The 17,763-nt window shown below is 69.8% G+C and carries 16 protein-coding genes; all 16 read left to right on the top strand.

The window, feature by feature from the left end; all coding sequences use genetic code 11:
• Positions 1 to 4 precede the first annotated feature (4 nt).
• The 16 genes from BN1701_RS10375 (at position 5) to BN1701_RS10305 (ending at position 17,762) form a co-directional block, all read left to right on the top strand.
• The gene (locus tag BN1701_RS10375) at positions 5 to 2,707 is read left to right on the top strand and encodes an acyltransferase domain-containing protein (RefSeq protein WP_054047803.1); all 2,703 of its coding nucleotides are present in this window, start codon (positions 5 to 7) and stop codon (positions 2,705 to 2,707) included.
• On the top strand, positions 2,704 to 3,018 hold the full coding sequence (locus BN1701_RS10370; protein WP_054047801.1) for an acyl carrier protein: 315 nt from the start codon (positions 2,704 to 2,706) through the stop codon (positions 3,016 to 3,018). Before BN1701_RS10375 ends, BN1701_RS10370 begins: the two co-directional genes overlap by 4 nt.
• A gap of 10 nt (positions 3,019 to 3,028) precedes the next feature.
• A complete protein-coding gene (locus tag BN1701_RS10365) occupies positions 3,029 to 3,844 on the top strand; it encodes an alpha/beta fold hydrolase (protein WP_054055752.1) in 816 nt (271 codons plus the stop codon).
• A 38-nt stretch (positions 3,845 to 3,882) separates the two neighbouring features.
• Positions 3,883 to 4,023 carry a hypothetical protein gene (locus tag BN1701_RS36405; protein ID WP_172803157.1) on the top strand — a complete coding sequence of 47 codons (141 nt, stop codon included), beginning with the start codon at positions 3,883 to 3,885 and terminating at the stop codon, positions 4,021 to 4,023.
• Positions 4,024 to 4,106: 83 nt separating this feature from the next.
• Positions 4,107 to 5,222 (top strand): glycosyltransferase, encoded by a 1,116-nt coding sequence (locus tag BN1701_RS10360; protein WP_369800514.1) that lies wholly within the window; start codon positions 4,107 to 4,109, stop codon positions 5,220 to 5,222.
• Positions 5,223 to 5,417: 195 nt separating this feature from the next.
• A complete protein-coding gene (locus BN1701_RS10355) occupies positions 5,418 to 7,499 on the top strand; it encodes an AMP-binding protein (RefSeq protein ID WP_054047799.1) in 2,082 nt (693 codons plus the stop codon).
• A 180-nt stretch (positions 7,500 to 7,679) separates the two neighbouring features.
• On the top strand, positions 7,680 to 8,438 hold the full coding sequence (locus BN1701_RS10350; protein WP_157367907.1) for a hypothetical protein: 759 nt from the start codon (positions 7,680 to 7,682) through the stop codon (positions 8,436 to 8,438).
• Positions 8,439 to 8,487: 49 nt separating this feature from the next.
• Positions 8,488 to 9,711, top strand: coding sequence for an ABC transporter ATP-binding protein (locus tag BN1701_RS10345; RefSeq protein WP_082859766.1), 1,224 nt, complete (start codon positions 8,488 to 8,490; stop codon positions 9,709 to 9,711).
• Between the two features lie 80 nt (positions 9,712 to 9,791).
• A complete protein-coding gene (locus tag BN1701_RS10340) occupies positions 9,792 to 10,514 on the top strand; it encodes an ABC transporter permease (RefSeq protein WP_157368411.1) in 723 nt (240 codons plus the stop codon).
• Positions 10,515 to 10,517: 3 nt separating this feature from the next.
• On the top strand, positions 10,518 to 11,357 hold the full coding sequence (locus BN1701_RS10335; RefSeq protein ID WP_054047793.1) for an ABC transporter permease: 840 nt from the start codon (positions 10,518 to 10,520) through the stop codon (positions 11,355 to 11,357).
• Complete coding sequence (locus BN1701_RS10330; RefSeq protein ID WP_054047791.1) at positions 11,357 to 12,577, top strand: MCE family protein; 1,221 nt, start codon at positions 11,357 to 11,359, stop codon at positions 12,575 to 12,577. The genes BN1701_RS10335 and BN1701_RS10330 overlap by 1 nt, the downstream gene beginning before the upstream one ends.
• Positions 12,574 to 13,605: an MCE family protein gene (locus tag BN1701_RS10325; RefSeq protein ID WP_054047789.1), complete on the top strand. Its 1,032-nt coding sequence runs from the start codon at positions 12,574 to 12,576 to the stop codon at positions 13,603 to 13,605. The genes BN1701_RS10330 and BN1701_RS10325 overlap by 4 nt, the downstream gene beginning before the upstream one ends.
• On the top strand, positions 13,602 to 14,594 hold the full coding sequence (locus tag BN1701_RS10320; RefSeq protein WP_054047787.1) for an MCE family protein: 993 nt from the start codon (positions 13,602 to 13,604) through the stop codon (positions 14,592 to 14,594). The genes BN1701_RS10325 and BN1701_RS10320 overlap by 4 nt, the downstream gene beginning before the upstream one ends.
• Positions 14,594 to 15,601, top strand: a complete 1,008-nt coding sequence (locus BN1701_RS10315) for an MCE family protein (RefSeq protein WP_054047785.1) — start codon at positions 14,594 to 14,596, stop codon at positions 15,599 to 15,601. Before BN1701_RS10320 ends, BN1701_RS10315 begins: the two co-directional genes overlap by 1 nt.
• Complete coding sequence (locus tag BN1701_RS10310; RefSeq protein WP_054047783.1) at positions 15,598 to 16,629, top strand: MCE family protein; 1,032 nt, start codon at positions 15,598 to 15,600, stop codon at positions 16,627 to 16,629. The genes BN1701_RS10315 and BN1701_RS10310 overlap by 4 nt, the downstream gene beginning before the upstream one ends.
• Complete coding sequence (locus BN1701_RS10305; RefSeq protein ID WP_054047781.1) at positions 16,629 to 17,762, top strand: MlaD family protein; 1,134 nt, start codon at positions 16,629 to 16,631, stop codon at positions 17,760 to 17,762. The genes BN1701_RS10310 and BN1701_RS10305 overlap by 1 nt, the downstream gene beginning before the upstream one ends.
• The last annotated feature ends 1 nt before the right edge of the window (position 17,763 follow it).

The following is a 17,763-nucleotide window of genomic DNA, read 5'->3' as shown; positions in this document are numbered from 1 at the left end:
CGCCATGACCGATCTCGACCTGCGGCCCGTGGTGGTCGAACCCGAACGCCTGCTGATACTCGCCGCATCCAGCCCCGCCGAGCTGGGCGTCCTGCTCGACCGACCGGACAGGGACGTGCTGGCCCTGCACCCGGGCACGGCCGACGGCGCCCGCCTCGGCATTGTCGACCCCACACCCCGCCGACTCGCGCTGGCCCGCAAGGTCGTTGGCCGAGGGCGCGCGCTGCGCGGCCGCGACGACGTCTGGTTCAGCCCGAACCCGCTGCTGCGCACCGGCGCGACCGCGTTTGTGTTCCCCGGCCTCGAAGCCGACTTCGCGCCGCGGGTGGACGATGTTGCCGAATTGCTCGGGCAGCCGGTGCCCGACCTGGCCACCCACACCGTCGGCAGGCACGGCATGGCCGTGCTCGCCGTCGGCAGGCTGCTCGACGCCGCGCTGCGCAGGCTGCGGATCACCCCGGCGGCGCTGGCCGGGCACAGCGTGGGCGAGTGGACCGCGATGATCGCAGGCGGGGTGGTGACCGGCGCCGACTTCGACGCCATGCTCGCCCGCACCGACCTCGACGCGCTGCGCGTGCCCGGGGTCGAGTTCGCCGTGCTGGGCACCACCGCCGACCGGGTCGCCGCCGCCATCGCCGACCAGCCGGACCTGGTGGTCTCCCACGAGAACTCGACCAATCAAACCGTGGTGTGCGGGCCGGGGGAGCAGATCGAGGCTCTGGTCGCCCGGATGCGCCAGGCTTCCGTGATCTGCCAGGTCCTGCCGTTCCGCTCCGGCTTCCACACCCCGATGCTGGCGCCCTACCTGGGTGAGTTCGAGCAGGGCGTGCCGAGCCTGCGCATGCGCGCCGCGTCGATCCCGGTCTGGTCGGCGACCACCGCCCGGCCGTTCCCGGCTGACCCGGCGGCCGTGCGCGCACTGAGCGTGCGCCACCTGATCGAGCCCGTCCGCTTCCGCGCCACCATCGAGGCGATGTATGCCAGCGGGATCCGCGTGTTCGTCCAGGCGGGCCCCGGCCAGCTCGGCTCGCTCATCGCGGACACCCTCCGCGAGGCCGACCACCTGACCGTCGTGGCCAACACCGCGCAGCGTCCCGGCGTCGACCAGTTGCGTCGGGTGGCGACCGCGCTGTGGGTCGAGGGCGGCGACCCCGACTTCACGGCTCTTACCCCGGCGCCCGCGGTGTCGCGGCTGGCCGAGTGGGGCGACCGGTTCCCGGCCGTGCTGGAGCTGACCGCGCTGATCGAGGACACCACCGCCGCGGTCGAAGCCGTGCTGGCCGCAGCCGTCCAGCCGAGGCCCCGCGCACTCGACCAGACGCTGCGAGTGTCCACAGCGGACATGCCGCACCTGGTCGACCACTGCTTCGCCTGGCAGCGCGACGGCTGGCCGGACGAGGACGACCGCAGGCCCGTCGTGCCCGCGACCACCGTCGTACAGCACCTGATCGACGCCGCCCAGGCCGCCGCGCCCGGACGGCTCGTGCTCGGGGTGGACGACGTGCGGTTGCGCCGCTGGCTCGACGCCGCCCCCGCAGTCGAGGTGCCGGTGCGGGTGCGAACACTCGACGCCGACCGCTTGGCCGTCGAGCTAGGCGACTACGCCAGCGGCACGGTCGTTGTAGGCGCCCGCTACCCGCAGGCGCCCGCGCCGTGGCCGGTCCAGCCAGGCGAGCGGCCGCCCGCGTTGAGCGCGCGCGACCTGTATGCCCAGCGCTGGATGTTCCACGGCCCGTCCTACCAAGGCCTCACCCGCACCGTCGCGGTGTCCAACCGCGCCATCCGCGCCGAGATCACTGTGCCGTCGGCTCCCGGCGCGCTGCTCGACAACGTCGGCCAGGTGCTGGGCCACTGGCTGGTCGACAACCACCCGGACCGCTGGATCGCCTTCCCGATCGCCATCGACCAGATCCGCTTCCACGCCGCCCCACCCGCCATCAGGTCCACAGTGGACTGCGCGGTCCGGGTCACCGACCTCGACGACGCGATGGTCCGGGCCGATGCCCAGGTCCGGTCGGGCGGCGTGGTGGTCGTGTCGATCTCCGGCTGGGCCGACACCCGCTTCGACAGCGACGCCGCGATCGGTGCGGTGCACCGCTTCCCGGAGACCAGCATGCTGTCCGAGCGCACCGCGGGCGGCTGGTGGACCGCGGCCGAACGCTGGCCCGGCCTGGCCTCCCGCGAGTTCTACCTGCGCAAATACCTCGGCTCCGCCGAACGCGCCGAATATGAGGCGTGCCCACCGACCACCCGGCGCCGCTGGCTGCTGCGCCGGGTGGTGGCCAAGGACGCCGTGCGCGGGCACCTGTGGGACTCGGGCTACGGACCGCTGTTCCCGGCCGAGGTGCGCGTGCACGACGACGACTCCGCGCGCTGCGCCGTCAGCGGCGTCGCGGGCCTGGTCATCCCGGACCTGGAGGTTTCGGTCGACAGCAGCCACGAGCTCGGCGTCGCCGTCGTCGGCGGCCGGATCGCCGTGGCGGCCCTGGACGACGCCGATGTCGTGGCCGCCCGCGCCCGGCTCGCCCGCTTCTGGCACACCCCCGATCACCAGTCCGCCGCCGCGGCAGCGACCGGCGGCGGCGGGCTGGATCTCACCGTGTCCCAACCGGGTGTGCGCACCGAGCTGATCGCCAACCCTGCCGGTCTGCCCGCGCGCCACTACGTCGTGGCGTGGACCGCACCGCACAAGGAGGAAACGTCATGACGACCACCACTGGTCCGGCCGTCGAAGCCGTGCTCGACGACATCAGGTCGATGCTGGTCCGGGTATCGGACCAGTACGGCCTCGACGACGTCGAGGTCACCATGGACACCACCTTCCACGATGACCTCGGCTTGGAGAGCATCGACCTGGTGACGGTCGGCTCGATGATGACCGACCAGTACGGCGAGCAGGTCAACCTCGCCGCGTTCCTGGCCGACCTCGACATCGACGACGTGATCGGCCTGCGGGTCGGGATGTTGGTGGACTTCGTGCACGCGGCGCTGAGCGGGCCGCGGCGGACCGGGAGCTGAACCTGTGGGCATGATCGAGGCCAACGGCATCCGCACCCACTACCAGCGGATGCCCGCACGCAACGCCGCCACGGACAAGCCGCCCACGGTGGTGTGCGTGCACGGGCTCGGCTACGACAGCCTGGCCAGCTTCTACCTCACGCTGGCCGCGCCGATGTCGCAGGCGGGCATCGACGTGGTGACCTACGACCTGCGCGCGCACGGCCGCACCGACCGGCCGCTCAGCGGCTACCGGGTCGCCGACTTCGTCGAGGACCTGCGGGCACTGCTCGACGGCACCGGGATCGACGGCCCAGTGCACCTGGTGGGCAACAGCTTCGGCGGCACCATCGCGTTCAGCTTCGCCGAGCGCTACCCGAACCGCGTGCTCAGCATCGTGGCCATCGAAGCCGAGCCCGCCACCGACGAGTGGGCTCGCAAGATGGGCAGCACGCTGAGCAACGTCGTGGACTGGATGCAGGACCAGGACGTACTGGACTGGCTGGAGCAGACCTTCGGCAGCCACCACGCCCGGCTGTCGAAGACCGCGGGCGCGATGATCGCGGCCACCACGATCGTCGAGGAGGTTCCGCAGGGACCACTGCTCGACGCCGCGGCGATGCGTGGCATCCGTTGCCCGGTCCTGTCCATTGTGGGCAGTGAGGGCTTCCAGGCCGACGACCTGACCGCCGTGGCCGCCGCGCTGCCGAACTGCCGGACCGAGGTGATCGAGGGCCAGAACCACTCGGTCCTGGTCGAACGCCACCGCACGGTGCGGGAGCTTCTGCTGGCGTGGATCCGTGACTCTGACATGGCACGGCCTTCGGCCGTGCGGCTCGGACTCTGACATGGCACGGCCTTCGGCCGTGCGGCTCGGACTCTGACATGGCACGGCCTTCGGCCGTGCGGCTCGGCCGCCTGGAAGGTGACGACTTCGGGCACCGCGAACACGACGACTGCGTCGCGTGTTCGCGGCACCCGAAGTCGTCACCGCGGCCGAGCAGTGTGCCGCGGGTGCTGACCTGATGTGCGAGTGTGCGGGTGAAGTGGCAGGTGATGTGGAGGGTGAAGTGGGCGGTGAAGTGTTGAGCGGGGGGCGGTTTCTACTGGTGGTTCCGCCGTTCACTGGGCACGTCAATCCGATGGTCGCGGTCGCGGTCGAGTTGGCGGCGCGGGGGCACCAGGTGGCGTGGGCGGGCGATCCGGTGCTCCTGGCTCGGTTGTTGCCCGCTGGTTCCAAAGTGTTTCCGGTGTGGAGTCCCGTGCCCGAACGGCCTGCCGACGTGCGTGGGTTCGCGGCGTGGCGGTTTCTCTGGGACCGCACCCTGATCCCGCTGGCCCAGGCGATGCTGCCCGGCGTCCTGGAGGCGATCGAGCTTTGGGAGCCCAGCGTGCTCGTGGTGGACCAGCAGGCGCTCGCGGGCGCGCTCGCGGCGCACCGCACCGGGCTGCCGTGGGCGACGTCGGCCACCACCTCATCGGAGATCGCCGACCCGCTGGCGGCCATGCCGGCCGTGCGCCAATGGGTCAGCGGACTGCTCACCGATCTGCGCCTGCGCTTCGGCGATCCGATGGCCACCCACGACCTGCGCTTCTCCCCGCACCTGGTTTTGGCCTTCACCACGTCGGCGCTCGCGGGGGAACCCGTGGTTACCGCGCCGGTTCGGTTCGTCGGGCCTGCCCGCCGGACAGCGCTGCCCGTCGAATTCCCGTGGGAGCGGCTCGACGAGCGGCCGCTGGTGTTCGTCAGTGTGGGCACGCTTAACGCCGACTCGGGCGCGGGCTTCCTGGCGGGCTGCGTAACCGCGCTGCGGGACCGGCCTGACCTGCAGGCCGTGGTCGTGGACCCGGGCGGAATCCTCGACGGGGTGCCCGACCACATCCTGGTGCGCCGCGAAGTGCCGCAGACCGACGTGCTGGACCGGGCCGCGGTCGTGGTCTGCCATGCCGGGCACAACACCGTCTGCGAGGCGCTCGACCGCGCGGTGCCGTTGGTGGTCGCCCCGATCCGCGACGACCAGCCGGTGATCGCCGACCAGGTCGTGCGCGCCGGGGCCGGGGTGCGGCTGCGATTCGCCCACGCCCGCGCCGCGCAGATCGGCCAGGCGATCGACAACGTGCTCGCCGATGACAGTTATCGAGCGGCTGCGAAACGCATTCAGGAATCATTTGCCCACGCGGGCGGCGCGACCGCCGCCGCGACCAGCCTTGAAGCGCTCGGCTGAGTCGGTTTTGTCCTGCCGGACAACCTCGCGCAGGTTTCTTGTCTGCCGCACCAGTATTTCGCCGAACAGCAAAACATCGCTTGACCAGGGCAGATGCGCGCTGCGATCCTTTTGTCATCCGCGTGATACGTAGCACATCCGTCGCAACGGGGAGACAGCGGGGCGTATTTCTGGTGACGAAAGGCAGGGTCTGCCATGCCGGCGGATTGCGTTGTCTTCGACTTGTCAATAGACCATCCGCGTGCCCACGTCTGGAGCATTGTCGGAGATCTCCCGCGGTACTCCCGGTTCTTTCGGGGAATCACTTCCTGCGACCAGGTCTCGGCCCGCGACTTCGGCAAACCCGCCCGCTACCTGCTGCGCGCGTGCCTGGCCCCCGGCGCGGTGTTCGATCACCACCTGGAGACCCCGATCGCCCGCAAGGACGAGCAGCTGGTGATCTCCGGCAGCCCCGACAACGGCAGCTGGGTGTCGATCCGGCTGGAGAACGACAGGCCGGGCCGGACCAACCTCAAGGTCGTGTTCTTCCGGCCGATGCTGCGCCACCCCGCCGCCACCGACTGGACCGAGTCGGAGATCAAGACCTGGGTGCGCGACGGGGTCAACCGGATCAGCGACCACCTCTCCGGCATCTCCGACCCGCGCCCGGTGCTCAAGCGCCGCGACATCGGCTCCTCGCCCATCCGGGTCGCCCGCACCCTGGCCGCGGCCGGGATCCTGACGCCCAGCCGCCCCGACAAGATGCTCCGCCAGCTCAAGGCGGTCGCCCGGTGGGGCGCGACGATGGTCGGCGGCTACACCGCCGCCGCCGGACGCGAGCCCGACGGCGTGGCGGTCATCAACGACGGCGCGGACACGCGCACTTTCCGGGACATGGACGAGCGGTCCACCCTGCTCGCGCACGCGCTGCGCGGGCTCAACGTCAAGCCGGAGAGCAAGGTCGGCATCCTCGCCCGCAACCACGCCATCCTGCTGGAAGCGCTGATCGCCTGCGGCAAGCTCGGCGCGGACGCGGTGTTGCTCAACACCGGGCTTGCCGCGGCCCAGGTCGAGGACACCGTGCGCCACCACAAGACCCGGGTGCTGATCGTCGACGACGATTTCGCCGAGAAGGTCCGCTACGTGCCGGAGAAGGTGGTTCGGATCTGGACCGGCGCCACCGCTCCGCGCCTGGACGACCTGCTCGCCGACCAGCCGCACACCGCGTTCGCCGCGCCGAAGCGGCCCGGCCGGATGATCGTGCTGACCTCGGGCACCACCGGAACCCCCAAGGGCGCCCGCCGTCCGACCCCGAAAGGCCTTGGCGACGCGGCGACCGTGCTGTCGCGGATCCCGCTGCGCGTGGGGGAGCGCGTCCTGGTGGCCGCGCCGGTCTTCCACAGCTGGGGCCTGACCGCGGTGCAGATCGGCATGCCGCTGCGCGCGACCCTGGTTTTGCAGCGGCGGTTCGACGCCGAGAGCGCGCTGCGCGCCATCGAGGAGCACCGCTGCACGGCGATGTTCGTCGTGCCGATCATGCTGCAGCGCATGCTGAACCTGCCCGTGGAGGTCCGCGAGCGCTACGACACCTCCAGCCTGCGGATCGTTGCCAGCAGCGGCTCCGCCATCCCCGGCTCGGTTGTCACCGGGTTCATGGACACCTTCGGCGACATCCTCTACAACTTCTACGGCTCCACCGAGGTCTCGGCGGGCACCATCGCCGACCCATCCGACCTTCGCGCGGCCCCGACCACGGCGGGCCGCCCGCCGCTGGGCACCGCCCTGGGCATCCTGGGCGTCGACGGCGAGCAGGTGCCGCCCGGTGCGGTCGGCCGGATCTTCGTCGGCAACGACATGCTCTTCGACGGCTACACCGACGGGATGGCCAGGGAGATCAAGCACTCGCTGATGGACACCGGCGACCGCGGCTACTTCGACGCCGACGGGCGGCTGTTCGTCGCGGGCCGCGACGACGAGATGATCGTCTCCGGCGGCGAGAACGTGTTCCCGCGACCGGTGGAGGAGGTGCTGGCCGCGCTGCCGCAGGTCGATGAGGTGGCGGTGGTGGGAGTGTCCGACGACGAGTACGGCCAGCGGCTCGCCGCCTATGTTGTGTTGCGTCCCGGAGCAAGATTGGACGCCGGATTAGTCAGATCTTATGTGCATCAGCGCCTCGCCCGATTCTCGGTGCCGCGCGATGTGATATTCGTCGACGAACTGCCGCGCAACCCCACGGGCAAGGTCCTCAAGCGCCTTTTGGCTGACGAGCAGCAGTTGGTTCAGGGTTTGGGCACTTGACCGGGGCGATAAAACCCGGCTGAGAAACGTGTGCATGGTGACAAATTAGCACCGTGGTAAGACATTCCGTGTCGGCCAAATCGTCGCCTTGTTGTCAATCGTGTGACACCTCGGTAATGTCCGCCGAAGTGGCTCGTCGCAATTCCCGATTCCGCTGGCCGGCAGGTGAGAAGCGCTCCCATGATGGTTATTCGACGGTTTCGCGCCGCCCGTTTCGGCGTGCTCGCGCTGGTGGCGTGGACGGCGGGCGCGCTGGTGGCCTCCGGTCCGGAGCCCGGTGTCCCGGTGCCCCACGCGCAGCGTGCGGCGGCGGCCGCGCCCGCTGAGCCGGGTGACTTCCGGGTCAACTTCCGGGTCGACGGCTGGACCAGGATCGCCAAGCTCGGGTCGGCGATGCGGGTCGGGTCCGGCCAGTTCAAGTCGGTCATCAAGCAGGGCCAGGAGGACCCGAGCAACCCGGGCGTCTACCCGGTCACCGGGACCCTGACCATGCCCCCGGCGAACGGCTACTTCGTGGTGTTCCGGTTCGTTCCGGTCACCAACGTCAACTCCTTCGTCCAGGTGGGCACCGCGTCGGGCACCGCCGACATGAACGACTTCCCGACCGTGCACGCCGACATCAAGCTCCAACTGGACCTGGTGATCACCGACGTCAAGCAGAACGGCGTGCCGCTGGAGGTGGGCCGAAACTGCCGCTCCAGGACACCGCTCGCGGTGACGATCAAGGGCGACCTGGACCTGTCGGTCCCCAAGATCACGCCGCAGAACCCGAACCCGAAACCCGCGGCCACGATCGACTCGGAGTACACGATCCCGCCGCTGGTGGGCTGTGGTGTCACCGAGGACCTGACGCCGCTGCTCACCGGGTTGGTCTCCGGCCCGAAGAACCTCCTGCGCACCGAGTTGCGGCTCGAGTGCGCGGGCTGCCCCGCCACGTGAACCGGCCGCGGCCGGACAAGCACAGCCGACGAAACCTTTGGGAGGTGCGATGGGCGTCGAAGTCGTCGTCGAGGGACTGAGCAAGTCCTTCGGCCGCCAGTCCATCTGGCGCGACGTCACTCTGACCCTGCCCGCGGGCGAGGTGACGGCCTTGCTCGGCCCGTCGGGCACCGGCAAGTCGGTGTTCCTCAAGTGCCTCATCGGCCTGCTCAAGCCGCAGCACGGCCGGGTGGTGATCAACGGGGTCGACCTGTGCCACTGCTCGGAGCGCGAGCTGTACGAGATCCGCAAGCTCTTCGGCGTCCTGTTCCAGGATGGCGCGCTGTTCGGGTCGATGAATCTCTTCGACAACGTGGCGTTCCCGCTGCGTGAGCACACGAAGAAGTCCGAGGCCGAGATCAAGCGGATCGTGCTGGACAAGCTTGAGTTGACCGGTTTGCAGGGCGCGGAGAAGAAGCTTCCCGGTGAGATCTCCGGTGGTATGCGTAAACGCGCGGGTCTGGCGCGGGCGTTGGTCCTCGACCCGGAGATCATTCTGTGTGACGAGCCGGACTCGGGTCTGGACCCGGTCCGCACGGCGTATCTGTCGCAGTTGCTTATCGATCTGAACGCGCAGATCGACGCCACCATTCTCATCGTCACGCACAACATCAACCTGGCGCGCACGGTGCCGGACAACCTGGGCATGTTGTTCCGCAAGGAATTGGTCATGTTCGGTCCGCGCGAGGTGTTGCTGACCAGCGATGAGCCTGTGGTGGAGCAGTTCCTCAACGGTCGTCGGCTCGGGCCGATCGGCATGTCCGAGGAGAAGGACGCCGCCCAGATGGCGCTGGAACAGGCGCACGTCGAGGCCGGGCACGCCGACGGATCGTCGTTCGAGGACGTGCGCGGCGTGGTGCCGCAGATCGAGCCGACGCCAGGCATGCCCGTCCGCGACGCGGTTCGCAGGCGCCGCAACCGGGTGCTCGCGATGCTGCACACGCTGCCGGAGAGCGCCCAGCACGGGGTGCTCGCCTCCTTGAACCGCGAGGAGCCCGGCCGCTACGACGACTACGCCCGCCAGGTCGCCGCCGAACGCGTCGCCGCGCGCGGCAGCCACCCGCCGAGCAGCCACCCGACACCGCCCGCGCCGCAGACCAGGCCTGCTCCAAGGCCGCACCCGTCGCAGGCGCCGGACTCGCCGTCCGGCCAGGCGGGCAGGCTGGGGCCGCCGCTGCCGCAGCGGACGCGCCCGTCCACTCAGGACACCCGGCGGCCGGAGGGGCGACCGTGACCTCCGCGCTCGACCGGCTCACCGAGAAGCCGAAAGCCGCCGTCGTCGCCGCGCTGCGCGAGTTCGGCAGGCTGTTCGCGATGGGGCTCGACGTCGTCGTCGGCATGTTCCGCGGCCCGTTCCAGGCCCGCGAGTTCATCCAGCAGTTCTGGTTCATCGCCAGCGTCTCCATCCTGCCCGCCGCGCTGGTCTCCATCCCGTTCGGCGCGGTGATCACCCTGCAGCTCGGCTCGCTGACCAGCCAGATCGGCGCGGAGTCGTTCAACGGGGCGGCGAGCGTGCTGGCGGTGATCCAGCAGGCCAGCCCGATCGTGACGACGTTGATCGTGGCGGGCGCGGGCGGCTCGGCCATCTGCGCCGACCTGGGCTCGCGCACCATCCGCGAGGAGATCGACGCGATGCAGGTGCTCGGCGTGTCGCCGATCCAACGCCTGGTCGTCCCGCGCGTCCAGGCCGCGATGCTCGTGGCCGTGCTGCTCAACGGGATGGTCAGCGTCGTCGGCGTGTGCGGCGGCTACTTCTTCAACGTGATCATGCAGGACGGCACGCCCGGCGCGTTCCTCGCGAGCTTCTCCGCACTCGCGCAGCTGCCCGACCTGTGGGTCGGGGAGCTGAAGGCGGCGATCTTCGGGTTCCTGGCCGGGCTCGTGGCCGCCTACCGCGGCCTGAACCCCAAGGGCGGCCCGAAAGGCGTCGGTGACGCGGTCAACCAGTCCGTCGTCATCACCTTCCTGTTGCTGTTCTTCGTCAACTTCATCATCAGCGTGGTCTACCTGCGCATCGTCCCCGCGAAAGGAGCGTGACCGGTGACCGCGATAACGGGGCGGCACCGCCGCGCGGTCCAGCGCTCGATCAACGGCCTGGAGCGCCTGGGCGACCAGCTGTGGTTCTACCTGCGGGCGCTGGCCTGGACGCCGTTCGCGCTGCGCCGCTACTTCCGGGAGTGCGTGCGCCTGCTCGCCGAGGTCAGCTTCGGCAGCGGCGCGCTGGCGGTCATCGGCGGCACCATCGGCGTGATGGTCGGCATGTGCGTGTTCACCGGCACCGTCGTCGGCCTCCAGGGCTTCTCCGCGCTGAACCAGATCGGCACGTCGGCGTTCGCGGGCTTCCTGTCGGCCTACTTCAACACCCGGGAGATCGCACCGCTCGTCGCCGCGCTCGCGCTGTCGTCCACCGTCGGCTCCGGCTTCACCGCGCAGCTCGGCGCGATGCGGATCTCCGAGGAGATCGACGCGCTGGAGGTGATGGCCGTGCGCAGCCTGCCGTACCTGGTGACCACCCGGATCATCGCCGGGTTCATCGCGATCATCCCGCTGTACGTGATCGGCCTGCTCACCTCCTACATCGCCGCCCGCACCACGACCGTCGAGATCTACGGGCAGTCGGCGGGCACCTACGACCACTACTTCTCGCTGTTCCTCCCACCGGAGGACGTGCTCTGGTCGTTCGTGAAGGTGCTGATCTTCAGCGTCGCGATCATCCTCACGCACTGCTTCTACGGCTACCGCGCCACCGGCGGGCCCGCGGGCGTCGGCGTCGCGGTGGGCCGGTCGGTGCGCACGGCGATCGTGCTGGTCAGCGTGCTCGACTTCTTCCTGAGCCTGGCCATCTGGGGCGCGACGACGACGGTACGGGTGGCGGGCTGATGGAAATCGCACGCGCGCGGCTGCGCAGCCAGGTTCTCGGCCTGGTGTTCATCCTGCTGATGGTCGTCGGCGGCTGGTTCACCATCGCGATCTACCAGAAGCAGTTCAGCTCCGACATCCCCGTGACCCTGCGCGCCGACCGGGTCGGCAACCAGCTCAAGGTCAACGCCGACGTGAAGGTGCGCGGCGTGATCGTCGGCGCGGTCCGCTCGGTCACGGTCACCGCGGACGGTGTCGACATCGGACTCGCGATGGACCCCGACCGGCTCGACCAACTGCCCCGCAACGTCACGGCGCGGCTGCTGCCCAAGACCCTGTTCGGCCAGCGCTACGTCAGCCTGATCCTTCCCGATGAGCCCGACCGGACCAGGCTGGGCGAGGACGACGTCATCGAGCAGGACACCAGCGGCAAGGCCATCGAACTGGAGAAGGCCCTGCGCGACCTGATGCCGGTGCTGCAGGCGGTGCAGCCGCAGAAGCTGGCCAGCACGCTCGGCGCCATCGCCCAGGCGCTGGAGGGCCGGGGCAAGCCGCTGGGCGAGACGATGGTCGCGCTCAACTCCTACCTCACCGAGCTGAACCCGAAGATGCCGCAGCTACAGGCCGACATCACCAAGTTCGCCGACACGCTGGAGAGCTACCGGGAGGCGGGACCGGAGATCGTCGACGCGCTGTCGGACCTGACCACGACCGCCAAGACGTTGGCCGACCAGAAGGACAACGTCGCCGCGCTGTTCTCCTCGGTCACCGGCGCGTCCGACGAGCTGCGCGGGTTCCTCGACAACAACCGCACCAACCTGATCGGGCTGTCCTCGGCGAGCAGGCCGACACTGGAGCTGCTGGCGCGCTACTCGCCGTCGTTCCCGTGTTTGTTCGCCGCCGCGACCGCGCTCAAACCCACCGTCGAGCAGGCGCTGGGCGTGGGCACCAACCACCCAGGACTGCACGTGACACTGACCGTCAAACCGTCGCGGGGCGCGTATCTGCCCGGCAAGGACGCCCCGCGCTACCCCGCGGGCGGGGGACCGAAGTGCTACCAGTCGGGGGCGGGGGTCCAGTCGACCGTGCCGTCCTCGGCCGGGCCGAACTCGCCCGCCGAGGTGCGGTTCCTCAAGGAGCTGCTGGCGGTGACGACCGGTGAGTCGCCGGAGTCGGTGCCGGACTGGAGCGGGCTGCTCGTCGGACCGCTGCTGCGCGGAGCGGAGGTGACGCTGAAATGAGAGACCTCGCCGGACCCCTGCTCAAAGGGGTGATCTTCGCGGTGGTCACCCTGCTGGCCACGCTGATGCTCGGCATCACCATCGCCAACCGAAACGGCGGCGACACCACCACCTACAAGGCCCGGTTCAGCGACGTCACCTCGCTCAACAACGGCGATGACGTGCGCATGTCCGGGGTCCGGGTCGGCCAGGTCGACGACATCGAGATCGTCGACGGCCGCACCGCGGAGATCACCTTCTCGGTCGACCGCCGCTGGCCGCTGTCGGTGTCGACCACCGCGGCGATCAAGTTCCGCAACCTGATCGGCCAGCGCTACATCGCCTTGGACCGCGGCCCGGGGGAGGCCACCCCGATGGCGGCCAACGGGTTGATCCCGCTGGAGCGCACCCGGCCCGCGCTGGACCTCACCGCGATGTTCAACGGATTCAAGCCGCTGTTCCAGGCGTTGGCCCCAGAGGACGTCAACCAGCTGTCCTTCGAGATCGTGCAGGTGCTGCAGGGCGAAGGCGGCACCATCCAGGGCCTGATCCAGCACACCTCGTCGCTGACCCACGCGTTGGCCGACAAGGACAAGGTGATCGGCCAGGTGGTGACCAACCTCAACATCGTGCTCGACCAGGTGAACTCCCGCGGCGACGCGCTGTCCACTTTGGTCACCACGACCCAGGCGCTGGTGTCTGGGCTGGCCAAGGACGCCGAGCCGATCGGCGAGGCCATCGACGGCATCGCAGCCCTCACCACGAGCACCGCCGGGCTGCTGCAGGCGGGCCGCGAGCCGCTGCGCCGCGACATCGACGCACTCGGCGCGCTGTCGAAGTCCCTTGCGGACAACACCCCCGAGTTCGAGAAGTTCATCTCGGCGCTGCCGGGCAAGTACGAGGCCATCGGCCGGACCGCGTCCTACGGGTCCTGGCTGAACCTCTACCTGTGCGGGGCGGCGTCGACCGCCGCGCCAGCGCCGCAGCTGCCGGGGACGGTACCGGTTCCGGTGGGCATCCCGGTCACCGACAGGCGGTGTATGCGATGAAACCGTTCCGCGAACGCGATCCGGTCCGTGTCGGTGTGGTCGGCGGCGTGGTCATGCTGGTGATCGGCGTGCTGACGTTCTTCTGGTCCGACCTGCCCTTCCTCGGCGGCGGCACCACTTACACCGCGCAGTTCCGCGAGGCGGCGGGCCTGCGACCCAACGACGAGGTCCGGGTCGCCGGGGTGAAGGTCGGCGCCGTCACCGACGTCGAGCTGAGCGGCAACGTCGTGCTCATCAGCTTCCGGGTGTCCGGGGTGCGGGTCGGCGACCAGACCGTGGCCGCGATCAAGATCAAGACGCTGCTGGGGCAGAAGAACCTCAACCTCGACCCGCGCGGCGGCGCCGAGCAGAACCCCGACGAGCCGATCCCCGTGAGCCGCACGATCACGCCCTACGACGTGACCGACGCGTTCGGCGACCTCTCGAAGACGGTGGGCGAGATCGACACCGGCCAGCTCGCCGACAGCTTCAAGATGCTCTCGCAGACCTTCGACAGCGCCACGCCGGAGGAGGTCCGCTCGGCTCTCGACGGCCTGTCGGCGCTGTCCAAGACGATCTCCTCGCGCGATGAGGAACTGAAGAAGCTGCTCAGCGGAACCGGCACCTTCACCAAGACCATCGCCGACCGCAACGCCCAGTTCGAGGCACTGATCAAGGACGGCGGGATCCTGCTGGAGGTGATCAGCAAGCGCAAGGAGTCGGTGTCGGCGCTGCTCTCTGGCACGAAGAACCTGTCCCAGCAGCTCGCCGGTCTCGTCGCGGAGAACCAGGCCCAGCTCGGCCCCGCGCTCGAACAGCTCGACCGGGTGTCGGAGGTGCTGCAGCGCAACCAGCAGCATCTGGACAAGGCGCTGCGGCTGGCCGGGCCGTTCTACCGGCTGGTCGGCAACGCGGTCGGCAACGGGCGCTGGATCGACACCTACATCTGCGGGCTCGTGCCCGCCGCGGGCGGCGGCTGCGTTCCCGCGAAACCAGGAGGGGGTCGCTGATGGCGGGCTCACGCACGGGAAAGTGGCTGCGCCGGATCGCCCTGCTGACGGCGGCTCTGGTGGTGCCGGCCGCCGGGGTCGGTTGGATGGTCGTGCGGCTGCAGCCGCAGAAGCAGGTCACCGCCTACTTCACCGCCGCGATCGGCGTCTACCCGGGATCCGACGTGCGGGTGCTCGGGGTCAAGATCGGCACTATCGACGCGGTCGAACCACGGGGCAAGACAGTGCGCGTGTCCATGCTGCTCGACCCCGACATCGCCGTCCCGGCCAACGCCAAGGCGCTCGTCGTCACCCCAAGCCTGGTCAGCGACCGCTATGTCCAGCTCACCCCTGCCTACACCGCGGGCCCCAGGCTCGGCGGCGGCGAGACCATCCCAGTCACCGACACCGCCGTGCCCGTCGAGCTCGACGACCTGTTCACCAGCCTCGACCGGCTCACCACCGCGCTCGGCCCCGACGGGGTCAACAAGGACGGCGCGCTGTCCGACCTGCTCAACAGCGGGGCCAAGATGCTCGACGGCAACGGCAAGAAGCTCAGCGAGTCGATCAAGGCGCTGGGCGAGTCGACCCGCACGCTCAGCGGCTCGCAGGACGACCTGTTCGCCACGGTCGACAGCGTGCAGAAGTTCACCACCATGCTCGCCGCCAATGACGCGCTCGTCGGCAAGCTCAACGACCAGCTCGCCGAGGTGTCGGGGTTCCTGGCGGGCGAGCGCGACGAGTTCGGCGCCGCGATGCACGAGCTGGCGGGCGCGCTGTCGTCGGTCGAGACCTTCATCAAGGACAACCGGGGCCGCATCAAGTCCAGTGTGGACAAGTTGCAGGGCACCGCCCAGCTGCTGTCGGACCAGCGCGCGTCGCTGGCCGAGGCGCTCGACGCGGCGCCGCTGGCACTGACGAACCTGCTCGCCGCCTACGACCCGACGACCGGGACGATCGACGGCCGCGGCAACCTCACCGAGTTCGTCGTCGCCAACCCGCCGCTGCCGCTGGTGGGTGGCCGGTGAAGCGCCTCGTGATCGGCTGCTGCGTCCTGCTGGCCACTAGCTGTAGCTCCCTTGGCGGCGCCTACGACCTGCCGCTGCCCGGCGGCGCCGACCTCGGCGACCACCCGTACCGGGTCACCGCCCAGTTCCGCGACGTGCTCGACCTGGTGCCCCAGTCCGGGGTCAAGGTCAACGACGTCGCCGTCGGCCGGGTGGAGAAGATCGAACTGGCGCCGGACGGCCGCAGCGCGCTGGTCAGCGTCGTGATCAACGGGTCGGTGCCACTGCCCGCCAACGCCGTGGCCCGGCTGCGTCAGTCCAGCGTGCTGGGGGAGAAGTTCGTCGAACTGGACAAGCCGCCCGGCGGGATCGCCGAGGGCAGGCTCACCGACGGCGCCCGTATCCCGCTGGAGCGCACCGACCGCAACCCCGAGATGGAAGAGGTCTTCGGCGCGCTGTCGATGCTGCTCAACGGTGGCGGCGTCGGCCAGCTCCGGCAGATCAACCGCGAGTTCAACGCCGCGCTAGGCGGCAACGAGAAGGAGATCCGGTCCCTCCTGACGAACCTGAACACGTTCGTGGCGGGCCTGGACGAGCGCAAGGGTGAGATCACCCGCGCTCTCGACGCGATGGGCGGCCTGGCCGAGTCGCTGGCCTCCCGCAAAGACCAGATCGCCAACCTGATCGAGAACCTCGGCCCCGGTATCGACGTGCTGACCAAGCAGCGCGACCAATTCGTCACGATGCTGCGGTCGCTGGACATGCTCTCCGGGGTCGCGGTGGACACCATCAACCGGGCCAAAGAGGACTTGGTCGCCGACCTGCGGGCGCTGGAGCCGACCCTGCGCAAGCTCACCGAGGCCGGGCAGAACCTGCCGAAGGCGATGGAACTGCTGTTCACCTTCCCCTTCACCAACGGCGCGATGGACGCGATCAGGGGCGACTACATCAACACCTACCTCAAGCTCGACTCGCGCGTCCCGAAGACCGCGGTGGAAGCGGCGGCGGCGCCCGCCCTGCCACTGCCCTCGGTCACTGGAGGTGGCTGATGCTGACCGCGAAAGTCCGGATCCAGGTCACCGCATTCGTGCTGATCGCCCTGCTCGGGGTCACCTACGTCGGCGCCCGCTACGCCGGGCTCGGCGCGCTGTTCGGCGACGGCGGCTACACCGTCACCGCGCGGCTGGCCGACTCCGGCGGCATCTTCACCCACGCCGAGGTCACCTACCGCGGCGTGGCGATCGGCCGGGTCGGCGACCTGCGCCTGGTGCCCTCTGGGGTGGAGGTAGAGCTGCTGATCGACCCGTCGGCGCCCGCCGTGCCCGCCGAGGTGAACGCCGTGGTGACCAACCGCTCGGCGGTCGGCGAGCAGTACGTGGACCTGCGCCCCCGCCGCGACGGTCAGCCGTATCTGGTGGAGGGCTCGGTGATCCGCCAGGAGGACACCGCGCTGCCGCTGCCGGTGCAGACTCTGCTGCTGAACCTGGACAAGCTGGTCGAGTCGGTCCCGGCGGACTCGCTGCGCACCGTGGTCGACGAACTCTACGACGCGACCCTCGACACCGGCCCGAACCTGCAGGTCCTGCTGGACTCGGCGTCGAGCTTCACCAAGGAGGCCGTGGAGCACCTGCCGCAGACGATTCAGCTGATCACCGACGCCGACTTGGTGCTCACCCGGCAGATCGAGAGCTCATCGGCGATCAAGGAGTTCGGCAAGAACACCAAGCTGATCGCCGAACAGCTCACGTCCTCCGACGGTGACCTGCGGACTCTGCTGGCGTCGGCGCCGTCGGTGGCCACCGAGGTGGGCGGTCTGATCAAGGAGATCGGCCCGGCGACCGGTGTGCTGCTGGCCAACCTGCTGACGACCTCGAACGTGCTGGTGACCCGGCAGGGCGCGTTGGAACAGCTGCTGGTGGTGACACCGCAGGCCGTGGCCGCCGCGGGGCAGGTTCTGCGGCCCGACGGCGCGCACTTCGGTCTGGCGACCACGTTCTTTGAGCCGCTGCCGTGCACGACGGGGTACGGCACGCCGTATCGCAACGGGCTTGACACTTCCGCGGCGCCGTTCAACAGCCAGGCCCGCTGTGCGTTGGCGCCGTCGACTGGGGTGGGCGTGCGCGGTTCGCAGAACGCGCCGGGGTCTCACGCGGTGCCGCCTGCGGCGAAACCAGGGAGTTGAG

The sequence above is a fragment of the Alloactinosynnema sp. L-07 genome, assembly GCF_900070365.1.
GTDB lineage: Bacteria > Actinomycetota > Actinomycetes > Mycobacteriales > Pseudonocardiaceae > Actinokineospora.
The sequence above is the reverse complement of the archived record's forward strand: the minus strand, read 5'-3'. Positions and strand labels throughout refer to the sequence as shown.